At 73.1% G+C, this 14,782-nt stretch carries 12 protein-coding genes and 1 tRNA gene; 8 read left to right on the top strand and 5 right to left on the bottom strand.

Annotation, left to right across the window (positions count from 1 at the left end; all coding sequences use genetic code 11):
* Window positions 1-9: 9 nt before the first annotated feature.
* The 4 genes from ACFVN5_RS09170 to ACFVN5_RS09155 all read right to left on the bottom strand — a co-directional run bounded on the left by ACFVN5_RS09170 (window position 10) and on the right by ACFVN5_RS09155 (window position 6,168).
* Window positions 10-3,507, bottom strand: a complete 3,498-nt coding sequence (locus ACFVN5_RS09170; RefSeq protein ID WP_376954715.1) for an error-prone DNA polymerase — start codon at window positions 3,505-3,507, stop codon at window positions 10-12.
* The gene (locus ACFVN5_RS09165; RefSeq protein ID WP_376954713.1) at window positions 3,507-5,042 is read right to left on the bottom strand and encodes a DNA polymerase Y family protein; all 1,536 of its coding nucleotides are present in this window, start codon (window positions 5,040-5,042) and stop codon (window positions 3,507-3,509) included. The genes ACFVN5_RS09170 and ACFVN5_RS09165 overlap by 1 nt, the downstream gene beginning before the upstream one ends.
* Complete coding sequence (locus ACFVN5_RS09160; protein WP_376954712.1) at window positions 5,039-5,758, bottom strand: hypothetical protein; 720 nt, start codon at window positions 5,756-5,758, stop codon at window positions 5,039-5,041. Before ACFVN5_RS09160 ends, ACFVN5_RS09165 begins: the two co-directional genes overlap by 4 nt.
* 326 nt (window positions 5,759-6,084) lie before the next feature.
* A tRNA-Leu gene (locus tag ACFVN5_RS09155) sits at window positions 6,085-6,168 on the bottom strand.
* A gap of 107 nt (window positions 6,169-6,275) precedes the next feature.
* Here ACFVN5_RS09155 and ACFVN5_RS09150 point away from each other — a divergent pair.
* Both ACFVN5_RS09150 and ACFVN5_RS09145 read left to right on the top strand, forming a co-directional pair.
* Window positions 6,276-7,610 (top strand): M20/M25/M40 family metallo-hydrolase, encoded by a 1,335-nt coding sequence (locus ACFVN5_RS09150; RefSeq protein WP_376954711.1) that lies wholly within the window; start codon window positions 6,276-6,278, stop codon window positions 7,608-7,610.
* 67 nt (window positions 7,611-7,677) lie between these two features.
* Window positions 7,678-8,496, top strand: a complete 819-nt coding sequence (locus ACFVN5_RS09145) for an undecaprenyl-diphosphate phosphatase (RefSeq protein WP_376954710.1) — start codon at window positions 7,678-7,680, stop codon at window positions 8,494-8,496.
* Window positions 8,497-8,580: 84 nt separating this feature from the next.
* Here ACFVN5_RS09145 and ACFVN5_RS09140 read toward each other — a convergent pair whose 3' ends face one another.
* Window positions 8,581-9,522 (bottom strand): PAC2 family protein, encoded by a 942-nt coding sequence (locus tag ACFVN5_RS09140; RefSeq protein WP_376954709.1) that lies wholly within the window; start codon window positions 9,520-9,522, stop codon window positions 8,581-8,583.
* Between the two features lie 76 nt (window positions 9,523-9,598).
* Here ACFVN5_RS09140 and ACFVN5_RS09135 point away from each other — a divergent pair, with 76 nt between their 5' ends.
* The 6 genes from ACFVN5_RS09135 to tatA all read left to right on the top strand — a co-directional run bounded on the left by ACFVN5_RS09135 (window position 9,599) and on the right by tatA (window position 14,780).
* The gene (locus ACFVN5_RS09135; RefSeq protein ID WP_376954708.1) at window positions 9,599-10,273 is read left to right on the top strand and encodes an HAD family hydrolase; all 675 of its coding nucleotides are present in this window, start codon (window positions 9,599-9,601) and stop codon (window positions 10,271-10,273) included.
* Window positions 10,270-11,301, top strand: coding sequence for a tRNA (adenine-N1)-methyltransferase (locus ACFVN5_RS09130; protein WP_376954707.1), 1,032 nt, complete (start codon window positions 10,270-10,272; stop codon window positions 11,299-11,301). The genes ACFVN5_RS09135 and ACFVN5_RS09130 overlap by 4 nt, the downstream gene beginning before the upstream one ends.
* Window positions 11,302-11,374: 73 nt before the next feature.
* The gene (locus ACFVN5_RS09125) at window positions 11,375-12,322 is read left to right on the top strand and encodes an FKBP-type peptidyl-prolyl cis-trans isomerase (protein WP_376954706.1); all 948 of its coding nucleotides are present in this window, start codon (window positions 11,375-11,377) and stop codon (window positions 12,320-12,322) included.
* A gap of 49 nt (window positions 12,323-12,371) precedes the next feature.
* Window positions 12,372-13,391, top strand: coding sequence for a helix-turn-helix transcriptional regulator (locus tag ACFVN5_RS09120; RefSeq protein ID WP_376954705.1), 1,020 nt, complete (start codon window positions 12,372-12,374; stop codon window positions 13,389-13,391).
* Entirely contained in the window at window positions 13,391-14,386 is a 996-nt protein-coding gene (locus ACFVN5_RS09115) for a helix-turn-helix transcriptional regulator (protein ID WP_376954704.1), read from the top strand. Before ACFVN5_RS09120 ends, ACFVN5_RS09115 begins: the two co-directional genes overlap by 1 nt.
* 118 nt (window positions 14,387-14,504) lie before the next feature.
* A complete protein-coding gene (gene tatA, locus ACFVN5_RS09110) occupies window positions 14,505-14,780 on the top strand; it encodes a Sec-independent protein translocase subunit TatA (protein ID WP_376954703.1) in 276 nt (91 codons plus the stop codon).
* Window positions 14,781-14,782: the final 2 nt, after the last annotated feature.

Below are 14,782 nucleotides of genomic sequence, written 5' to 3'. Positions count from 1 at the left end.
CGGTCGAGGCTAGCGGAAGTCGCGCGAGCGGCTCGGCGCCGACACGGTGAGGCGCTCGAATCGGTCGGCGACGAGGTTGACGACCCCCTCGGGCGAGCGCTCGAGGATGCCGCGCACGATCATCGCGGGTGCCTCGCGGGCGACGCGCCGGTAGCGGTTCCACACGCCGACCCCGGCGATCACGTTGAGCGTGCCCGACTCGTCCTCCACGTTCATGAACGTGATGCCGCTCGCCGTCGCGGGCCGCTGCCGGTGCGTGACGACGCCGCCCACCTCGATGCGCCGGCCGCTCTCGGTCTGTCGCAGGCGGTCGATGCGAATGGCCCCGCGCTCGTCGAGCTGCTCGCGGATGTGCCGGATCGGGTGGTCGTCGGGGGAGATGCCGGTCGCCCACAGGTCGTACACGACCTGTTCGGCGTCGCTCAGCATCGGCAGCAGCGGCGGCTGCACCACGACGACCGAGCCGGCGAGGTACTCCTCGCGGTCCTGCGCGGCCTCGCCCGCGAGCCAGAGGGCCTCGCGGCGCTCGAGCCCGAAGCCCGAGAACGCGCCGGCCGCGGCCAGTGCCTCGAGTTGCTCAGCGTCGAGGCCGGCCCGGCGGGAGACGTCGGCCATGTCGCGGTACGGGCCGCGGGCGTCGCGCTCGGCGATGATGCGCTCGGCCACGGCCGTGCCGATCGACGAGACGTCGGCGAGCCCGAGCCGTACGGCGTATGCGCCGTCACGCCGGTGCTCGGCGGAGCGGTCCGGCGCCTCCCGGTCGAAGCGGTCGACGGGCGGCTGCTCGGCGTCGACGCACGCGTCCATGCCGGTCGCCGCTGCTCCCTGAGCCCGTGCTGCTCCCTGAGCCCGTGCTGTTCCCTGAGCCCGTGCTGCTCCCTGAGCCCGTCGAAGGGAGCCGGCTTCGACGGGCTCAGCGGGCGATTCGATCGCCTCGAGCCGCGCGTCGACCCCCGAGCGCAGGATGTCGGGTCGCAGCATCCGCACGCCGTGCCGTCGCGCGTCGGCGGTGAGCGTCTGCGGCGAGTAGAAGCCCATCGGCTGCGCGCGCAGCAGCGCGGCGAGGAACGCGGCGGGGTAGTGCAGCTTCAGCCAGGAGCTCGCGTAGACGAGCAGCCCGAAGCTCAGGGCGTGGCTCTCGGCGAAGCCGAAGTTCGCGAACGCCTCGATCTTCTCGTAGATGGAGTCGGCCACGTCGAGGGCGATGCCGTTCTCGGCCATGCCGGCGTAGAGCTTCTCGCGGAGCCGCTCGATCTTCTCGATGCCGCGCTTGGAGCCCATCGCCCGGCGCAGCAGGTCGGCGTCGGCCGCGCTGCAATTGCCGACCGCGACCGCCATCTGCATGAGCTGCTCTTGGAAGAGCGGCACGCCGAGCGTGCGGGCGAGCACGGGCTCGAGCTTCGGGTGCAGGTAGCTCACCGGCTCCTCGCCCGTGCGCCGGCGGATGTACGGATGCACCGCCCCGCCCTGCACGGGACCGGGCCGGATGAGCGCGATCTCGACCACGAGGTCGTAGAAGCAGCGCGGCTGCAGCCGGGGGAGCGTGCCCATCTGCGCGCGGCTCTCGACCTGGAACACGCCCACCGAGTCGGCGCGGCAGAGCATGTCGTAGACGGCCGCCTCCTCCTTCGGGATGGTGGCGAGCTCCCACTCCTCGCCCGTCGTCTCGCGCACGAGGTCGAACGTGTACTGCAGCGCGGCGAGCATGCCGAGCCCGAGCAGGTCGAACTTCACGAGGCCCATCCATGCGCAGTCGTCCTTGTCCCACTGCAGCACCGTGCGGTTCTCCATGCGGGCATGCTCGATCGGGCACACCTCGCCGACGGGCCGGTCGGTGAGCACCATGCCGCCCGAGTGGATGCCGAGGTGCCGCGGGAACGTGAGCAGCTGCTCGGCGAGCTCGACGACCGGGGCGGGGATATCGTGGTCGTCGGTGGAGACCACGGCGCCCCACCGCTCGACCTGCTTCGACCAGGCGTCCTGCTGCCCGGTGGAGTACCCGAGCGCCTTCGCCATGTCGCGCACCGCGACCTTCGGGCGGTAGCTGATGACGTTCGCCACCTGCGCGGCGTTGTGGCGGCCGTACTTGCCGTAGACGTACTGGATGATCTCCTCGCGCCGGTCGGAGTCGAAGTCGACGTCGATGTCGGGCTCCTCGTCGCGCAGCGCCGACAGGAAGCGCTCGAACGGCAGGTCGAAGTAGATCGAGTCGACCGCGGTGATGTCGAGCACGTAGCAGACCGCCGAGTTCGCGGCCGAGCCGCGTCCCTGGCACAGGATGCCGCGACTGCGCGCCTCGCGCACGAGGTCGTACACGATGAGGAAGTAGCCGGGGAAGTCCTTCTGCTCGATGACGTCGAGCTCGCGGGCGAGGCGCTCGCGCACGTGGTCTGGGAGCCCGGGGTAGCGCCGCTCGGCGCCCGACCACACGAGCTCGCGCAGCCAGCTCATGGGCGTGTGCCCCTCGGGCACCTCCTGCCGGGGCAGCCGCGGGCGGGCGCTGCGCAGCCGGAACCCGAGCTCCTCGGCGAGCGTGACCGAGCGGGCGACGGCGCCCGGGTACCGGTCGAAGCGGCGCATCATCTCGGCGCCCGAGCGCAGGTGCAGCCCGTCGGAAGCGGGGAGCCACCCGTCGAGCTCGTCGAGGCTGCGCCGGGCGCGCACCGCCGCGAGCGCCGACGCGAGGCGGTGCTCGCCGGGCGTGGCGTAGTGCACCGCGTTGGTCGCGAGCAGCGGCACGCGGGCGCGCTCGGCGAGGGCCGCGAGGGCGTCGTTCGCGTCCTGGTCGTGCGGGTGCCCGTGATCGAAGAGCTCCACGACGACGTGGTCGCGGCCGAACAGCGCGACGAGCCGGTCGAGCTCGCGCCACGCGGCATCCGCCCCGCCGTCGGCCAGCGCGCGCCGCACGGCGCCCTTGCGGCATCCGGTGGGGATCACCCACTCGCCGCCCGACTGCGCCGCGAGCTCCTCGAGCGCGTAGACCGGTCGCCCCTTCTCGCCGCCCGCGAGCTGCCCCGCGGTGATCGCGCTCGCGAGCCGGTGGTAGCCCGCCTCCTGCCGGGCGAGCACGAGCAGGTGCTCGCCCTCGGGGTCGGCGACGCCCATCTGCGGCTCGGGGAGACCGAGCGAGAGCTCCGCCCCGAACACCGTGGTGAGCTCGGGGAAGCTCTCGGCCGCCTCGGCGAACCGCACGATGCCGTAGAAGCCGTCGTGATCGGTGATCGCGAGGCCCGAGAGCCCGAGCCGGTGCGCCTCCTCGACGAGCTGCTCGGGCGAGGAGGCGCCGTCGAGGAAGCTGAACGCGGAGTGCGCGTGCAGCTCGGCGTACGGCACGATCGGGCCGGCCGGCGCCTCGAGCCCCTCCGACGGGCGGTACGGATGCCGCTTGCGGCTCCACGCCGGGCTGTCGCCGCCGTCGGCGATGATCGGGGGCCCGCCCGGACGCCGCCGGTCGGAGAGCTTCTGCTCGAGCTCCGACCACGGGATCGACGGATTGTTCCAGCCCATCAGTCGTACCTCGCCTCGGCCCACCAGCCCTCGCGGTCGCGCACGAGGAGCCAGGCGCAGCCGTCGTCGTCGACGACCTGGAACCGGTGCACGCGCTTGGCCTGCTCGGCGTCCCACCAGCGCTCGACGACCGGCCAGGGACCGGCCCAGGCGCGCACCGGCGCGGCCTCCCCGCCGCCCACGGCGAACCGCTCGGGCGACGCCGAGATCGCGCCGCGGGCGTCGACGGCGACGAGCTCGCCGCGCGCGTCGAGGAGCGCGATCGGCAGCCGCTCGCGGAACACGCTCGCGGGCGCCAGCGCGGGCAGGCTCCCGGGCCACGGCGCGTCGCCGGCGCGCTCGGGCGGACGGTCGCCCCACGGCACGAGCACCTGCCGGTCGGCGAGCATGCGGCCGCCGCCGATCGCCGCGGTCACGACCGCCTCGTGCCCGAGCATGCTCTGCACGCGCGTGAGCCCGTGGTGCACGCGCTCGTCGGGGCCGCCGCCCCAGAGCCCCTCTTCATGGTTGCCCGTGGAGTCGACGCGCTCGGGCACGACCCGCAGCCGCACGATCGGCGAGGCGAGCCCGCTGTCGGCGGTGCCGGCGCCCTGCAGCTGCCAGCGCACCCGGTCGACGACGTCGGCGGGCGTGAACCAGCGCGGATGCAGCCAGCTGCGGCTGGAGTGGCCGCCGCCCTCGTCGTCGAGCTCGATGCGCAGGCCCGTGCACACCAGGCGCACGCCGCGCATGCGCTCGATGAACTCCTCGGCGCCCACGCGGAACGCGAAGGCGAGCTGGTCGATGCGGTCGAGCGGGGGCTCGAAGTGCTGCTCCACCTCGAACTCGGGCGGCGGCGTGCGCGCGACGACCCGTGCCTGCTCGCGACCGGCCGCCCGGTCGTGTGCGAGCGCCCCGGCCGCGCCGAACCGGCGCCGCACGTCGTCGGCGGGGAGCGCGGCGAACTCGCCGAGCGTGCGCACGCCGAGCCGGGTGAGCAGCGTCGTGGTGCGCGCGTCGACCACGAGGCCCACGGGCAGCGGTGCGATGAACTCGGCGGATGCCCCGGGCGGCACGACCGCGACCGACGACGTGCGCGCGGCCCGCGCCGCCTGCTCGGCCGCGAACGGCCCGTCGGCGATGCCGACCCTGGCGCCGGGCACCCCGACGGTCTCGAGGAGGGCCGCCGCCGCGGCCTCCTCGCCGCCGTAGTAACGCGCCGGACCGCGGGCGCGCATGGCGAGCGTGCCTGGGCGGATGAGCTGCACGCCGGGCACCGTGGCCTCGACGCGGCGCACCACGGGCTCGAAGACGCGCACGTCGAGGGCGATGTCGTAGTCGAGCACCGCGAGCGCAGGGGAGCGGTACTGCGCCTCGCGCAGCTTCAGCCCCCGCGCGACGCCGTCGCGGCGGGCGGCGGCCGAGCAGGCGAAGACGAGGCCCGCCTCGGTGAGCGCGAGCGGCTCGTCGGGATCGAGGCCGAGCTCGCGGCACACTGCGAGGATCGGCCAGTCGGGGCACCACAGCACGATGGTGCGGCCGGGGTCGACGGTCATCCGGTGGCCCTCCGCTCGAGGTCGTCGAGGCGGATCGGCTCGGCGGGCCGGGCGTCGGCCGCGACGGGCGCGAACCCGAGCGAGCGGTCGGGCAGCCGCAGCCGCGACCGGGTGCGGCGCACGAACTCGCCGCGGCCCGCGACGCTCACCACGACCTCGCGGCCGGCGAGGTGCCCGTGACCGCGCTCGAGCCCCTGCCACTCGCTCGCCTCGACGCCGAGCCGGGCGTCGCTGCCTGGCCATTCGCCCGCGACGAGGAGCGTGGTGCCGCGCTGGCGGAGCCGGGCCTGGAGTCGGCTCGTCTCGGCGGGGGAGACCCGCCCGGCGGGCCGCACCGCGACCACGGGGATGACGTCGGCGAGCGCGGCGACGACCGTGAGCCACTGACGCCCCGGGTCGGGCACGAGCACGAGCCGCTCGAGCGCGATGCCGAACCGCGAGGCCGCCTCGACCCCGAACTCGGGCATGCCCGCCACGGCGACCCAGCGGCCGCTCGCGCTCGGCCCCGCCAGCAGCGCCATGAGCAGCGTGGTCGACCCCTCGACCTGCACCACCGTGCCCTCGCGGAGCGTGCCGCCCGGCAGCACCGACTCGAGCGCCGGATGCGTCGGCACGGCCTTCGAGTCGAGCCGCGTCGCCTGCACCCCGCGGATGCGGGCCTGCAGCTCCTCGACGTGCGCCGGGCGGGGCGCTGGGGCGTCGAGGGGAGCGATCATGGTCATGCTCCAGTTTCGAACATATGTTCGAATCCGGCAAGTCCGCAGAGCCGACCGTCCACCCCGCGTTCCGGGGTCGTCGGCGTGTCGCGCCGGCCGGCACGAGTGTGGCGGATGCCGCCGACACCCGCACCTCGCAGTGCGTCGGCACGCGGCATCCGCCCGCCAACCGATCGTTTCTCAGGACGCGAGTCCCGGAATCACCCCGTTCTCAGGACGACACGCCCACGACCGGTGCCGACCCGCCCCGAATCTCCTGAGAAACGCACACGGGAGGGAAACGAAAGAAGGCCGGATCATGATGATCCGGCCTTCTTCACAACGCGTGCGCGAGGGGGGACTTGAACCCCCACGCCCGTTAGGGCACTAGCACCTCAAGCTAGCGCGTCTGCCATTTCCGCCACCCGCGCGTTGTGTCGGGCCCTCCGGTCTCCCGCAGGCCCGAGAGAAGACACTAGCACGGAATCCGGGGCGCCTCGTACACGCGCACCCCGGGCGGCGGGCTACGGTGAGACGCATGGCCGAGTCACCCGCAGCCCCGCAGACGACCCACTCCGGCACCGAGCTCGACGAGACCGCAGTGGTCGCCCGCGACCTCATCCGGTTCGACACGACCAACCACGGAGAGGGGCGCGCGAAGGGCGAGCGCGAGGCCGCCGAGTACGTCGAGGCGAGGCTCGCGGCGCTGGGCCTCGAGCCCCGGATGTTCGAGCCCGAGGCGCGCCGCACCAGCGTCGTCGCGCGCGTGCCCGGCCGTAATCCCGACAAGCCCGCGCTCGTGCTGCACGGGCACCTCGACGTCGTGCCGGCCGACCCGCGCAACTGGAGCGTCGACCCGTTCGCGGGGGAGATCCGCGACGGCATGCTCTGGGGCCGCGGCGCCGTGGACATGAAGGACATGGACGCCATGATCCTCACGGCCCTGGCGGACATCATCGGCAACGGGTCGCTGCCCGAGCGCGAGCTCGTCGTCGCCTTCTTCGCCGACGAGGAGGCGGGCGGCGGACGCGGCGCGAGCTGGCTCGTCGACCACCACCCCGAGCTCTTCGCGGGCGCCACCGAGGCGATCAGCGAGGTCGGCGGCTACTCGATCACCGTCGGCGGCACGCGCGCGTACCTCCTGCAGACGGGGGAGAAGTCGCTCATCTGGGTCCGGCTCATCGCCCGCGGCGTGGCCGCGCACGGCTCCCGCCTCGTCCGCGAGAACGCCGTGACCCGGCTCGCCGAGGCGATCGCGCGGCTCGGCCGCACCGAGTGGCCCCTCCACCTCACCGACACGACGCGCGAGCTCCTCGCCGCGATCGCCGGCGCGCTCGGGGTCGATCCCGAGCAGGTCTCGCCCGACGAGCTCGCGATGGCCACGGGCTCGGCGTCGGGCTTCATCACCGCGACGCTGCGCACCACGACGAACCCCACGGTCCTCGACGCGGGCTACAAGCACAACGTGATCCCCGACCGCGCGGAGGCGCTCGTCGACATCCGCACGATCCCCGGGCAGGAGGAGGCCGTGCTCGCCGAGGTGCGCGAGATCATCGGCGACGACATCGAGATCGAGTTCGTGCACAAGGACGTCGGGCTCGAGGCATCCACCCGCGGCCCCCTCGTCGACGCCGTGACCCGATCGCTCGGCCGGCACGACCCGGGCGCACCGGTCTTCCCGTACCTCCTCTCAGGTGGCACCGACAACAAGTCGCTGCACCGGCTCGGCATCGCGGGCTACGGGTTCTCGCCGCTGCGCCTGCCCGCCGACCTCGACTTCCCGGCGATGTTCCACGGCGTCGACGAGCGCGTGCCGCTCGACGCACTATCCTTCGGAAGACGGGTGCTCGAGGACCTCCTCCTCGACTACTGACCCCGACGGCTCACCGACGACGACTCCCGGCGCTCAGCGAGAGCCGGCGGAAGGCGGATTCCCCAACGTGCTCGAAGCGATCATCCTCGGCCTGGTGCAGGGCCTCACCGAGTTCCTCCCGATCTCGTCGAGCGCGCACCTCCGGATCCTCGGCGAGTTCCTGCCGAACGCGCAGGACCCCGGCGCCGCCTTCACCGCGATCACGCAGATCGGCACCGAGGCCGCCGTCGTCGTGTTCTTCTGGCGCGACATCGTGCGCATCGTCTCGCACTGGTTCGGGTCGCTGTTCGGCCGGGTGCCCCGACACGATCCCGACGCCCGGATGGGCTGGCTGATCATCATCGGCTCGATCCCGATCGTGGTGCTCGGCATCCTGTTCCAGGACCAGATCGAGACCGTGTTCCGGTCGCTCTGGATCGTGGCGACCATGCTCGTCGTGTTCGGCATCATCCTCGGCCTCGCCGATTGGGCGGGTGCCAAGCGCCGCAAACTCGACCAGATCACGGTGCCGCACGGCATCCTGTTCGGCTTCGCGCAGGCGCTCGCGCTCGTCCCCGGCGTCTCCCGCTCGGGCGGCACCATCACGATGGGCCTGTTCCTCGGCTACGAGCGCGCGGCCGCCGCACGGTACGCGTTCCTGCTCGCGATCCCGGCCGTGTTCGGCTCGGGGTTCTACCAGCTGTTCAAGAGCTGGGGCGAGCCCGCGGTCTACGGCCCCATCGAGACGGCCGCCGCGACGCTGGTCGCGTTCGTCGTCGCGATCCTCGTGATCGCGTTCTTCATGCAGTGGATCTCGCGGCACAGCTTCCTGCCGTTCGTGATCTACCGCATCCTCCTCGGCGGCACGATCTTCGCGCTGCTCGCGACGGGCACGATCAACGCGTGACGGATGCCGCGCAGTAGCGCATCGACGCTGGTTGAGGAGCGCCCGGCGTAACCGGGCGCGTCTCGAAACCCGAGCCCCCTCGACTCAGGCGCCGTCGCGCGGCCGCCATGGCTCGTCGCGGGGACCCTCGCGACCGTCGGCGCGCCCGCTCTCGGGGCCGTCGCCGCGGCGGCGCAGGTAGCGCTCGAACTCGCGCGCGATCGCCTCGCCACTCGCCTCGGGCGCGTCGACCGCGTCGCGCGCCTGCTCGAGCTGGGCGATGTAGCCCGCCATGTCCTCGTCGTCGGCGGCGAGGGCGTCGACGCCGGCCTCCCACGCCTTCGCCTCGGTCTCGAGCGAGCCGCGCGGGATGCTGAGCCCCGTCAGCTCCTCGAGCTTCGCGAGCAGGGCGAGCACGGCCTTCGGCGAGGGCGCGTTGTGCACGTAGTGCGGCACCGACGCCCACAGCGACACGGTGGGGATGCCGACGCGCTCGGCCTGGTCGGCGATCACGCTGAGGATGCCGACGGGGCCCTCGTAGCTCGACCGGTCGACGCCGAGCTCGTCGCGCACCTCGCGGTTCTCGCTCGAGGCGAAGACCGCCAGCGGACGCGTGTGCGGGGCGTCGGCGAGCATCGCGCCGAGCAGCACGATGCCCTCGACGTCGGCGGCCAGCGCCGCATCGACGAGCTCCGCGGCGAAGCCCTTCCAGCTGCGCGCGGGCTCGGACCCGAGCAGCACGTGGAGCGTGTCGGCGCCGGGGCCGGTCACCCGGTCCTCGTCGGCCGGCGCGGGCGGCCCGCCGGGGCCGAGGATCGCGGCGCCCGGCCACTCGAGCCGGCGCGCGCCGTCGTCGCCGACCGCGACGGTGGGCCGCGTGAACTGGTAGTCGAAGTACAGCTCGGGATCGACCGCGGCGATCTCGACGAGTCCGAGGCGCTCGGCCAGGAGCTTCGCCGCGCCGGTCGCGGCCTCTCCGGCGTCGTTCCAGCCCTCGAAGGCGACGACGAGGAGCCTTCCGCCCTCGAATCCGGCCCGCTGATCCACTGCAGGTGCCCCGCTCTCCGCCCCGGGTGGACCGGGGTCCCCTCCACAATAGGCCGTGCCCGTAGACTTGCGGGTTGTGACCACTCGCCTCCCCGCCGCCGTCCTCTGGGACATGGACGGCACCCTCGTCGACACCGAGCAGTACTGGATGGCGGCAGAGGTGGAGCTCGTCGAGTCCTTCGGCGGCCGCTGGACCCATGAGGACGGCCTCGGCCTCGTCGGCATGGGGCTCTGGGAGTCCGCCCGCGTGTTCCAGGCCGCGGGCGTCGACCTCGACGCCGACACCATCGTCCACCGCCTCACCGACCGCGTGAAGCAGCAACTCGTCGAGCAGGGCGTGCCGTGGCGCCCGGGCGCCCGCGAGCTCCTCGAGGCGCTGCGCGAGGCATCCGTGCCGACGGCGCTCGTGACCATGTCGATCCGATCGATGGCCGACGATGTGATCGCGGCCATCCCGTTCGATGCGTTCGACGCGATCGTCACGGGCGACGTCGTCGCGAACCCGAAGCCCCACCCCGAGCCCTACCTCGTGGCAGCGGCCGAGCTCGGCGTCGACGTGCGCGACTGCGTCGCGATCGAGGACTCGCCCGCCGGGCTCACCTCGGCGTGGTCCGCGGGCGCCGTCACCGTCGGCGTGCCGAACTTCCTCGCCCTCGAGGAGGCACCGGCGCACGTGCTGTGGCCGACGCTCGCCGACAAGTCGGTGGCGGATGTCGCGGAGCTCGTCGCCGTGCACGAGGGACGCGCATGAGCGGGAGTCGCGGAGAGCGCAGCGGGCCGTTCCGGGCGGGCGACCGCGTGCAGCTCACGGGCCCCAAGGGCCGGATGCACACGATCACGCTCGAGCCGGGCAAGCTGTTCCACTCCCACAAGGGACCGATCGCCCACGACGACCTCATCGGGCTGCCCGACGGCTCGGTGGTCGCGAACCAGGTCGGCGTCGAGTACCTCGCGCTGCGGCCGCTGCTCGGCGACTTCGTCATGTCGATGCCGCGCGGCGCGGCCATCGTCTACCCGAAGGACGCCGCGCAGATCCTCGCGCAGGCCGACGTCTTCCCCGGTGCCACGGTCGTGGAGGCCGGCGTCGGCTCGGGCGCGCTCTCGCTCTGGCTCCTGCGCGCGATCGGTCCGCAGGGGCGCCTCATGTCGTTCGAGCGCCGCGAGGAGTTCGCCGAGGTCGCCCGCGGCAACGTGGCGACCTTCCACGGCTTCGACCCCGAGAACTGGTCGATCACGCTCGGCGATCTGGCGGAGGCGCTGCCGCAGCAGGCGGCCGCGGCATCCGTCGACCGGGTCGTGCTCGACATGCTCGCGCCGTGGGAGTGCATCGACGTCGTCTCCGACGCGCTGAAGCCCGGGGGCGTGCTGCTCTGCTACATCGCCACCGCCACGCAGCTCTCGCGCGTGGCCGAGGCCGTCCGCGCGACGGGCCTCTACACCGACCCCGTGTCGAACGAGACGATGGTGCGCGGCTGGCACGTGCAGGGCTTGGCCGTGCGCCCCGACCACCGCATGATCGCGCACACCGGGTTCCTCATCACGGCGCGCAGGCTCGCGCCCGGCACCCTGCTGCCCGAGCTCAAGCGCCGCCCCTCGAAGAGCGACTTCAGCGACGAGGACGTCGAGGCCTGGACGCCCGGCGCCCTCGGGGAGCGCGTCGTGAGCGACAAGGCGCTTCGCAAGCGCGTGCGGGCAGCGGATGCCGCGGCCGAGCGCTCGCGCGCCGACGACGACGAGTCGGCCGACTCCGACCCCGCCAGCGCTGCCGATCCCGACTGACACCGAACCCACCGGAAACGGCGGGTAGGCTACCTACGCCCCTCAGCGACCCCCTTCGAAGAAACGAGGATCAGTGCGCTCGTCACTCGCGCTCATCGCCACCGTCGGCCTGGTCGCCGTCGCCCTGACCGGCTGCGCCACGGCGTCCGTTCCTGACGCAGCGCCGGGGCAGTCCTCCGACGCCGTCGTGGTGAAGGGCGACTTCGGCAAGGCGCCGCGCGTGGAGTTCCCCACGCCGCTCGTGCCGAAGAAGACGCAGTGCACCGAGGTCATCGCGGGCGAGGGGGAGTACGTCCAGGAGGGGCAGCAGGCGCTCGTCGGCCTCGCGGTCTACAACGGGGCGACCGGCGAGGAGCTGCAGGTCGCGGGCTTCGGCGACGATGACCCGATCTCGGTCACCAACTCGACGGCGATCCTGCCCGGCCTCCACAAGGCGCTGTCGTGCGCGAAGGTCGGCTCCCGCGTCGCGGTCGTCGTGCCGCCCGCCGACGGGTTCGGCGAGGCCGGCAACCCGTCGCTCAACATCTCGCCCGACGACAGCCTCGTGCTCGTCGTCGACGTCGACCGTGCGTTCCCGACGCGGGCCGACGGCGCGCCGCGCCTCAGCCGCGACGGCTTCCCGGCGGTCGTGCTCGCACCCGACGGCCGGCCCGGCATCACCGTGCCCGACAACGACCCGCCCGTGAAGGACCGCACCGAGGTCGAGGTCCTGAAGCAGGGCAACGGCCAGACCATCGAGGACGGCGACTCGGTCGTCGTGCAGTACACGGGCGTGCTCTGGGACGGCGGTACGGTGTTCGACTCCACGTGGGAGAACGGCGCGCCGGCCACGTTCGTCGTGACCAAGGGCTCCGACGCGCAGGTGATCCCGGGCTTCGCGGACGCGCTCATCGGGCAGCAGGTCGGCTCGCAGATCGGCGTGATCATCCCGCCGTCGCAGGGCTACGGCGATCAGGGGAACTCCCAGATCCCGGCGAATTCCACGCTCTTCTTCGTGATCGACGTCCTGGGCGTGATCTGAGCCGGCGGCGGCGGCCGGACGCCGCCCGCGGTTCAGTATGATCGCTCGTGTGGCTGGTGGAGGACGAACGGGCGAGCATCGCATCCCCGTCGAAGATCGGCTCTTCAGCCTCGTGCTGGCACTGCTCGCGACCGAGACGGGCCTGCTGAAGTCGGAGATCCTCTCGACCGTGCGCGGCTACGCCGAGCGGTACGACGAGTCCGGCCAGAACGCGAACCTCGAGCGGCAGTTCGAACGGGACAAGGACGACATCCGCGAGCTCGGCATCCCGCTCGAGACGGTGGAGTCGCCCGACCGGCCCGGCGACAACCAGGCGCTGCGCTATCGCATCCCGAAGGGCCAGTACGACCTGCCCGACGAGGTGCGGTTCACGCCCGACGAGCTCGCGCTGCTCGGCCTCGCCGCGGAGGTGTGGCGCGAGGCGTCGCTCTCGGCCGACTCGCAGCGCGCACTCACCAAGCTGCGCTCGCTCGGCATCGAGCCGCGCGAGCCCGTGATCGGCTACGCGCCGCGACTGCGCGTGCGGGATGCCGCGTTCGAGCCGCTGCGGCAGGCCCTCGACCGCCGCCAGGTCGTGCGCTTCCGCTACTTCAAGCCCGGTGAGGCAGCGCCCCGAGAGCGCACGGTGAATCCGCTCGCGGTCGTCCTGCACGAGGGGCGCTGGCACTTGCACGCCTTCGATCGCGACGCGCAGGGCCCGCGCACCTTCCTGCTCTCGCGCATCGTCGGCGCCGTCCAGCCGGTGGCGGGGCTCACGTTCGACGCACCGCCGCCCGGCATCCAGGACCGCATCCTCGCCGAGCTCGACGAGCTCCGGCTGCAGAACGCCGCCGACCTCGCGGTGACCGCGGGCAGCGACGCCGAGGTGCGCCTCGGCAAGCGCGCCGTGCTCCGCGACGAGGACGCCGGGGTCATCCGGCTGCACTACACGGATGCCGCGGTGTTCGCCGATGAGCTCGCCGCCTACGGTCCCGAGGTCCGCGTCATCGGCCCGGCGTCGCTGCGCGAGGCCGTGCGCACCCGGCTCGAGGCGGTCGTGGCCGCGCACCGGAACGGGGGAGTCGCGTGATGGCGAAGCGCCAGAAGCCGCTCAAGGCGCCCGACAAGCTCGTCTTCCTGCTCTCGTTCGTGCCGTACCTGCTCGAGCAGCGGGTCGTCGACGTGTCCGAGGCGGCGCAGCACTTCGGGATGACCGAGGAGGAGATCCGCGACGCCGTGCGGCTCATCGCGACCTCCGGGCTGCCGGGTGAGACCGGCACGTACCAGCCGAACGACCTCTTCGACATCGACTGGGACTCCTTCGAGGACGACGACGTCATCATCGTCGTGCACCACGTGGCGATCGACGACGCGCCGCGGCTCTCGGCGCGCGAGGCGGCCGCGCTCATCGCCGGGCTCCAGTACCTCTCGGCGTCGCCCGAGAACGCCGGGAGCGCGTCGCTCGCGTCGCTCATGGCCAAGCTGACCGCGGGCGCGTCGGCGGCGCCGAGCCGGCTCGCCGTCGCCGAGACCGAGGCCGACGCGTCGCTCGCCCTCATCCGCGAGGCCGTGGCCGAGGGACGCCAGCTCGAGTTCGACTACCTGAATGCCCGGGGCGAGAGCGGCCGGCGCCGTGCGGATCCGCTGCGGATCATCTCGCAGGACGCGGACTGGTACCTGCAGGCGTTCTGCCATACCCGCGAGGACGTGCGGAACTTCCGCGTCGACCGCATGAGCGACCTCGTGCTCACCGACGAGCCGATCGGCGACCATTCGGGTCGCACGGTGCCCGACACCCTGTTCCAGGGCTCGGAGTCCGACCTCGACGTCGTCGTCGACGTGGATCCCTCGGCGCTGCCGCTGCTCGCCGACTACCTCGCCGACTCGAGGACCCGCGAGGTCGACGGTCGCCTGCGCGTGACGCTGCGCCTCGCGCACGTCCACGGACTGAAGCGGCTCGTGGCCGGCCTGCCCGGCCTCGTCACGGTCGTCGCCCCGGTCGAGGCGCGCGCGGCCGTCGCCGAGTGGGCCGCCGCCGGGCTCGCGGGCTACGGCGACCGCGAGGCATCCGCCGCCCCTCGCTGACCTGCGGCTCGCGACACGCCGCTCACGGCCGGTGGGCCGCCCGGCCCGCGATTGTCTCGCCTGCGGGATTCGGCAGGTAGACTGGCCGCACGATCCCCCCGAGAACGGACGAACACCTATGTGGCAAGGCTTCACTGGTTGGCACGCGCTGATCATCCTCGTGGTCATCCTGCTGCTCTTCGGCGCCCCGAAGCTTCCCGCACTCGCCCGCAGCCTCGGGCAGTCGATGAAGATCCTCAAGAGCGAGGTCCGTCCCGAGAAGGACGACGCGGCGACTGACGCGACCGCGTCCGACGGCACCACGTCGGGCACGACGGCGACGACCGCCGCCACGACCGAGGTCGCCGGGGGCCAGGCCAAGACCGACGAGGCCGATACCGGCAAGAGCCGCTGACC

It is taken from the genome of Agromyces sp. NPDC057865 (genome assembly GCF_042796995.1).
Classification (GTDB): domain Bacteria; phylum Actinomycetota; class Actinomycetes; order Actinomycetales; family Microbacteriaceae; genus Agromyces.
Note: the sequence above shows the minus strand (reverse complement) of the source record. Positions and strands in the feature narration are given on the sequence as shown.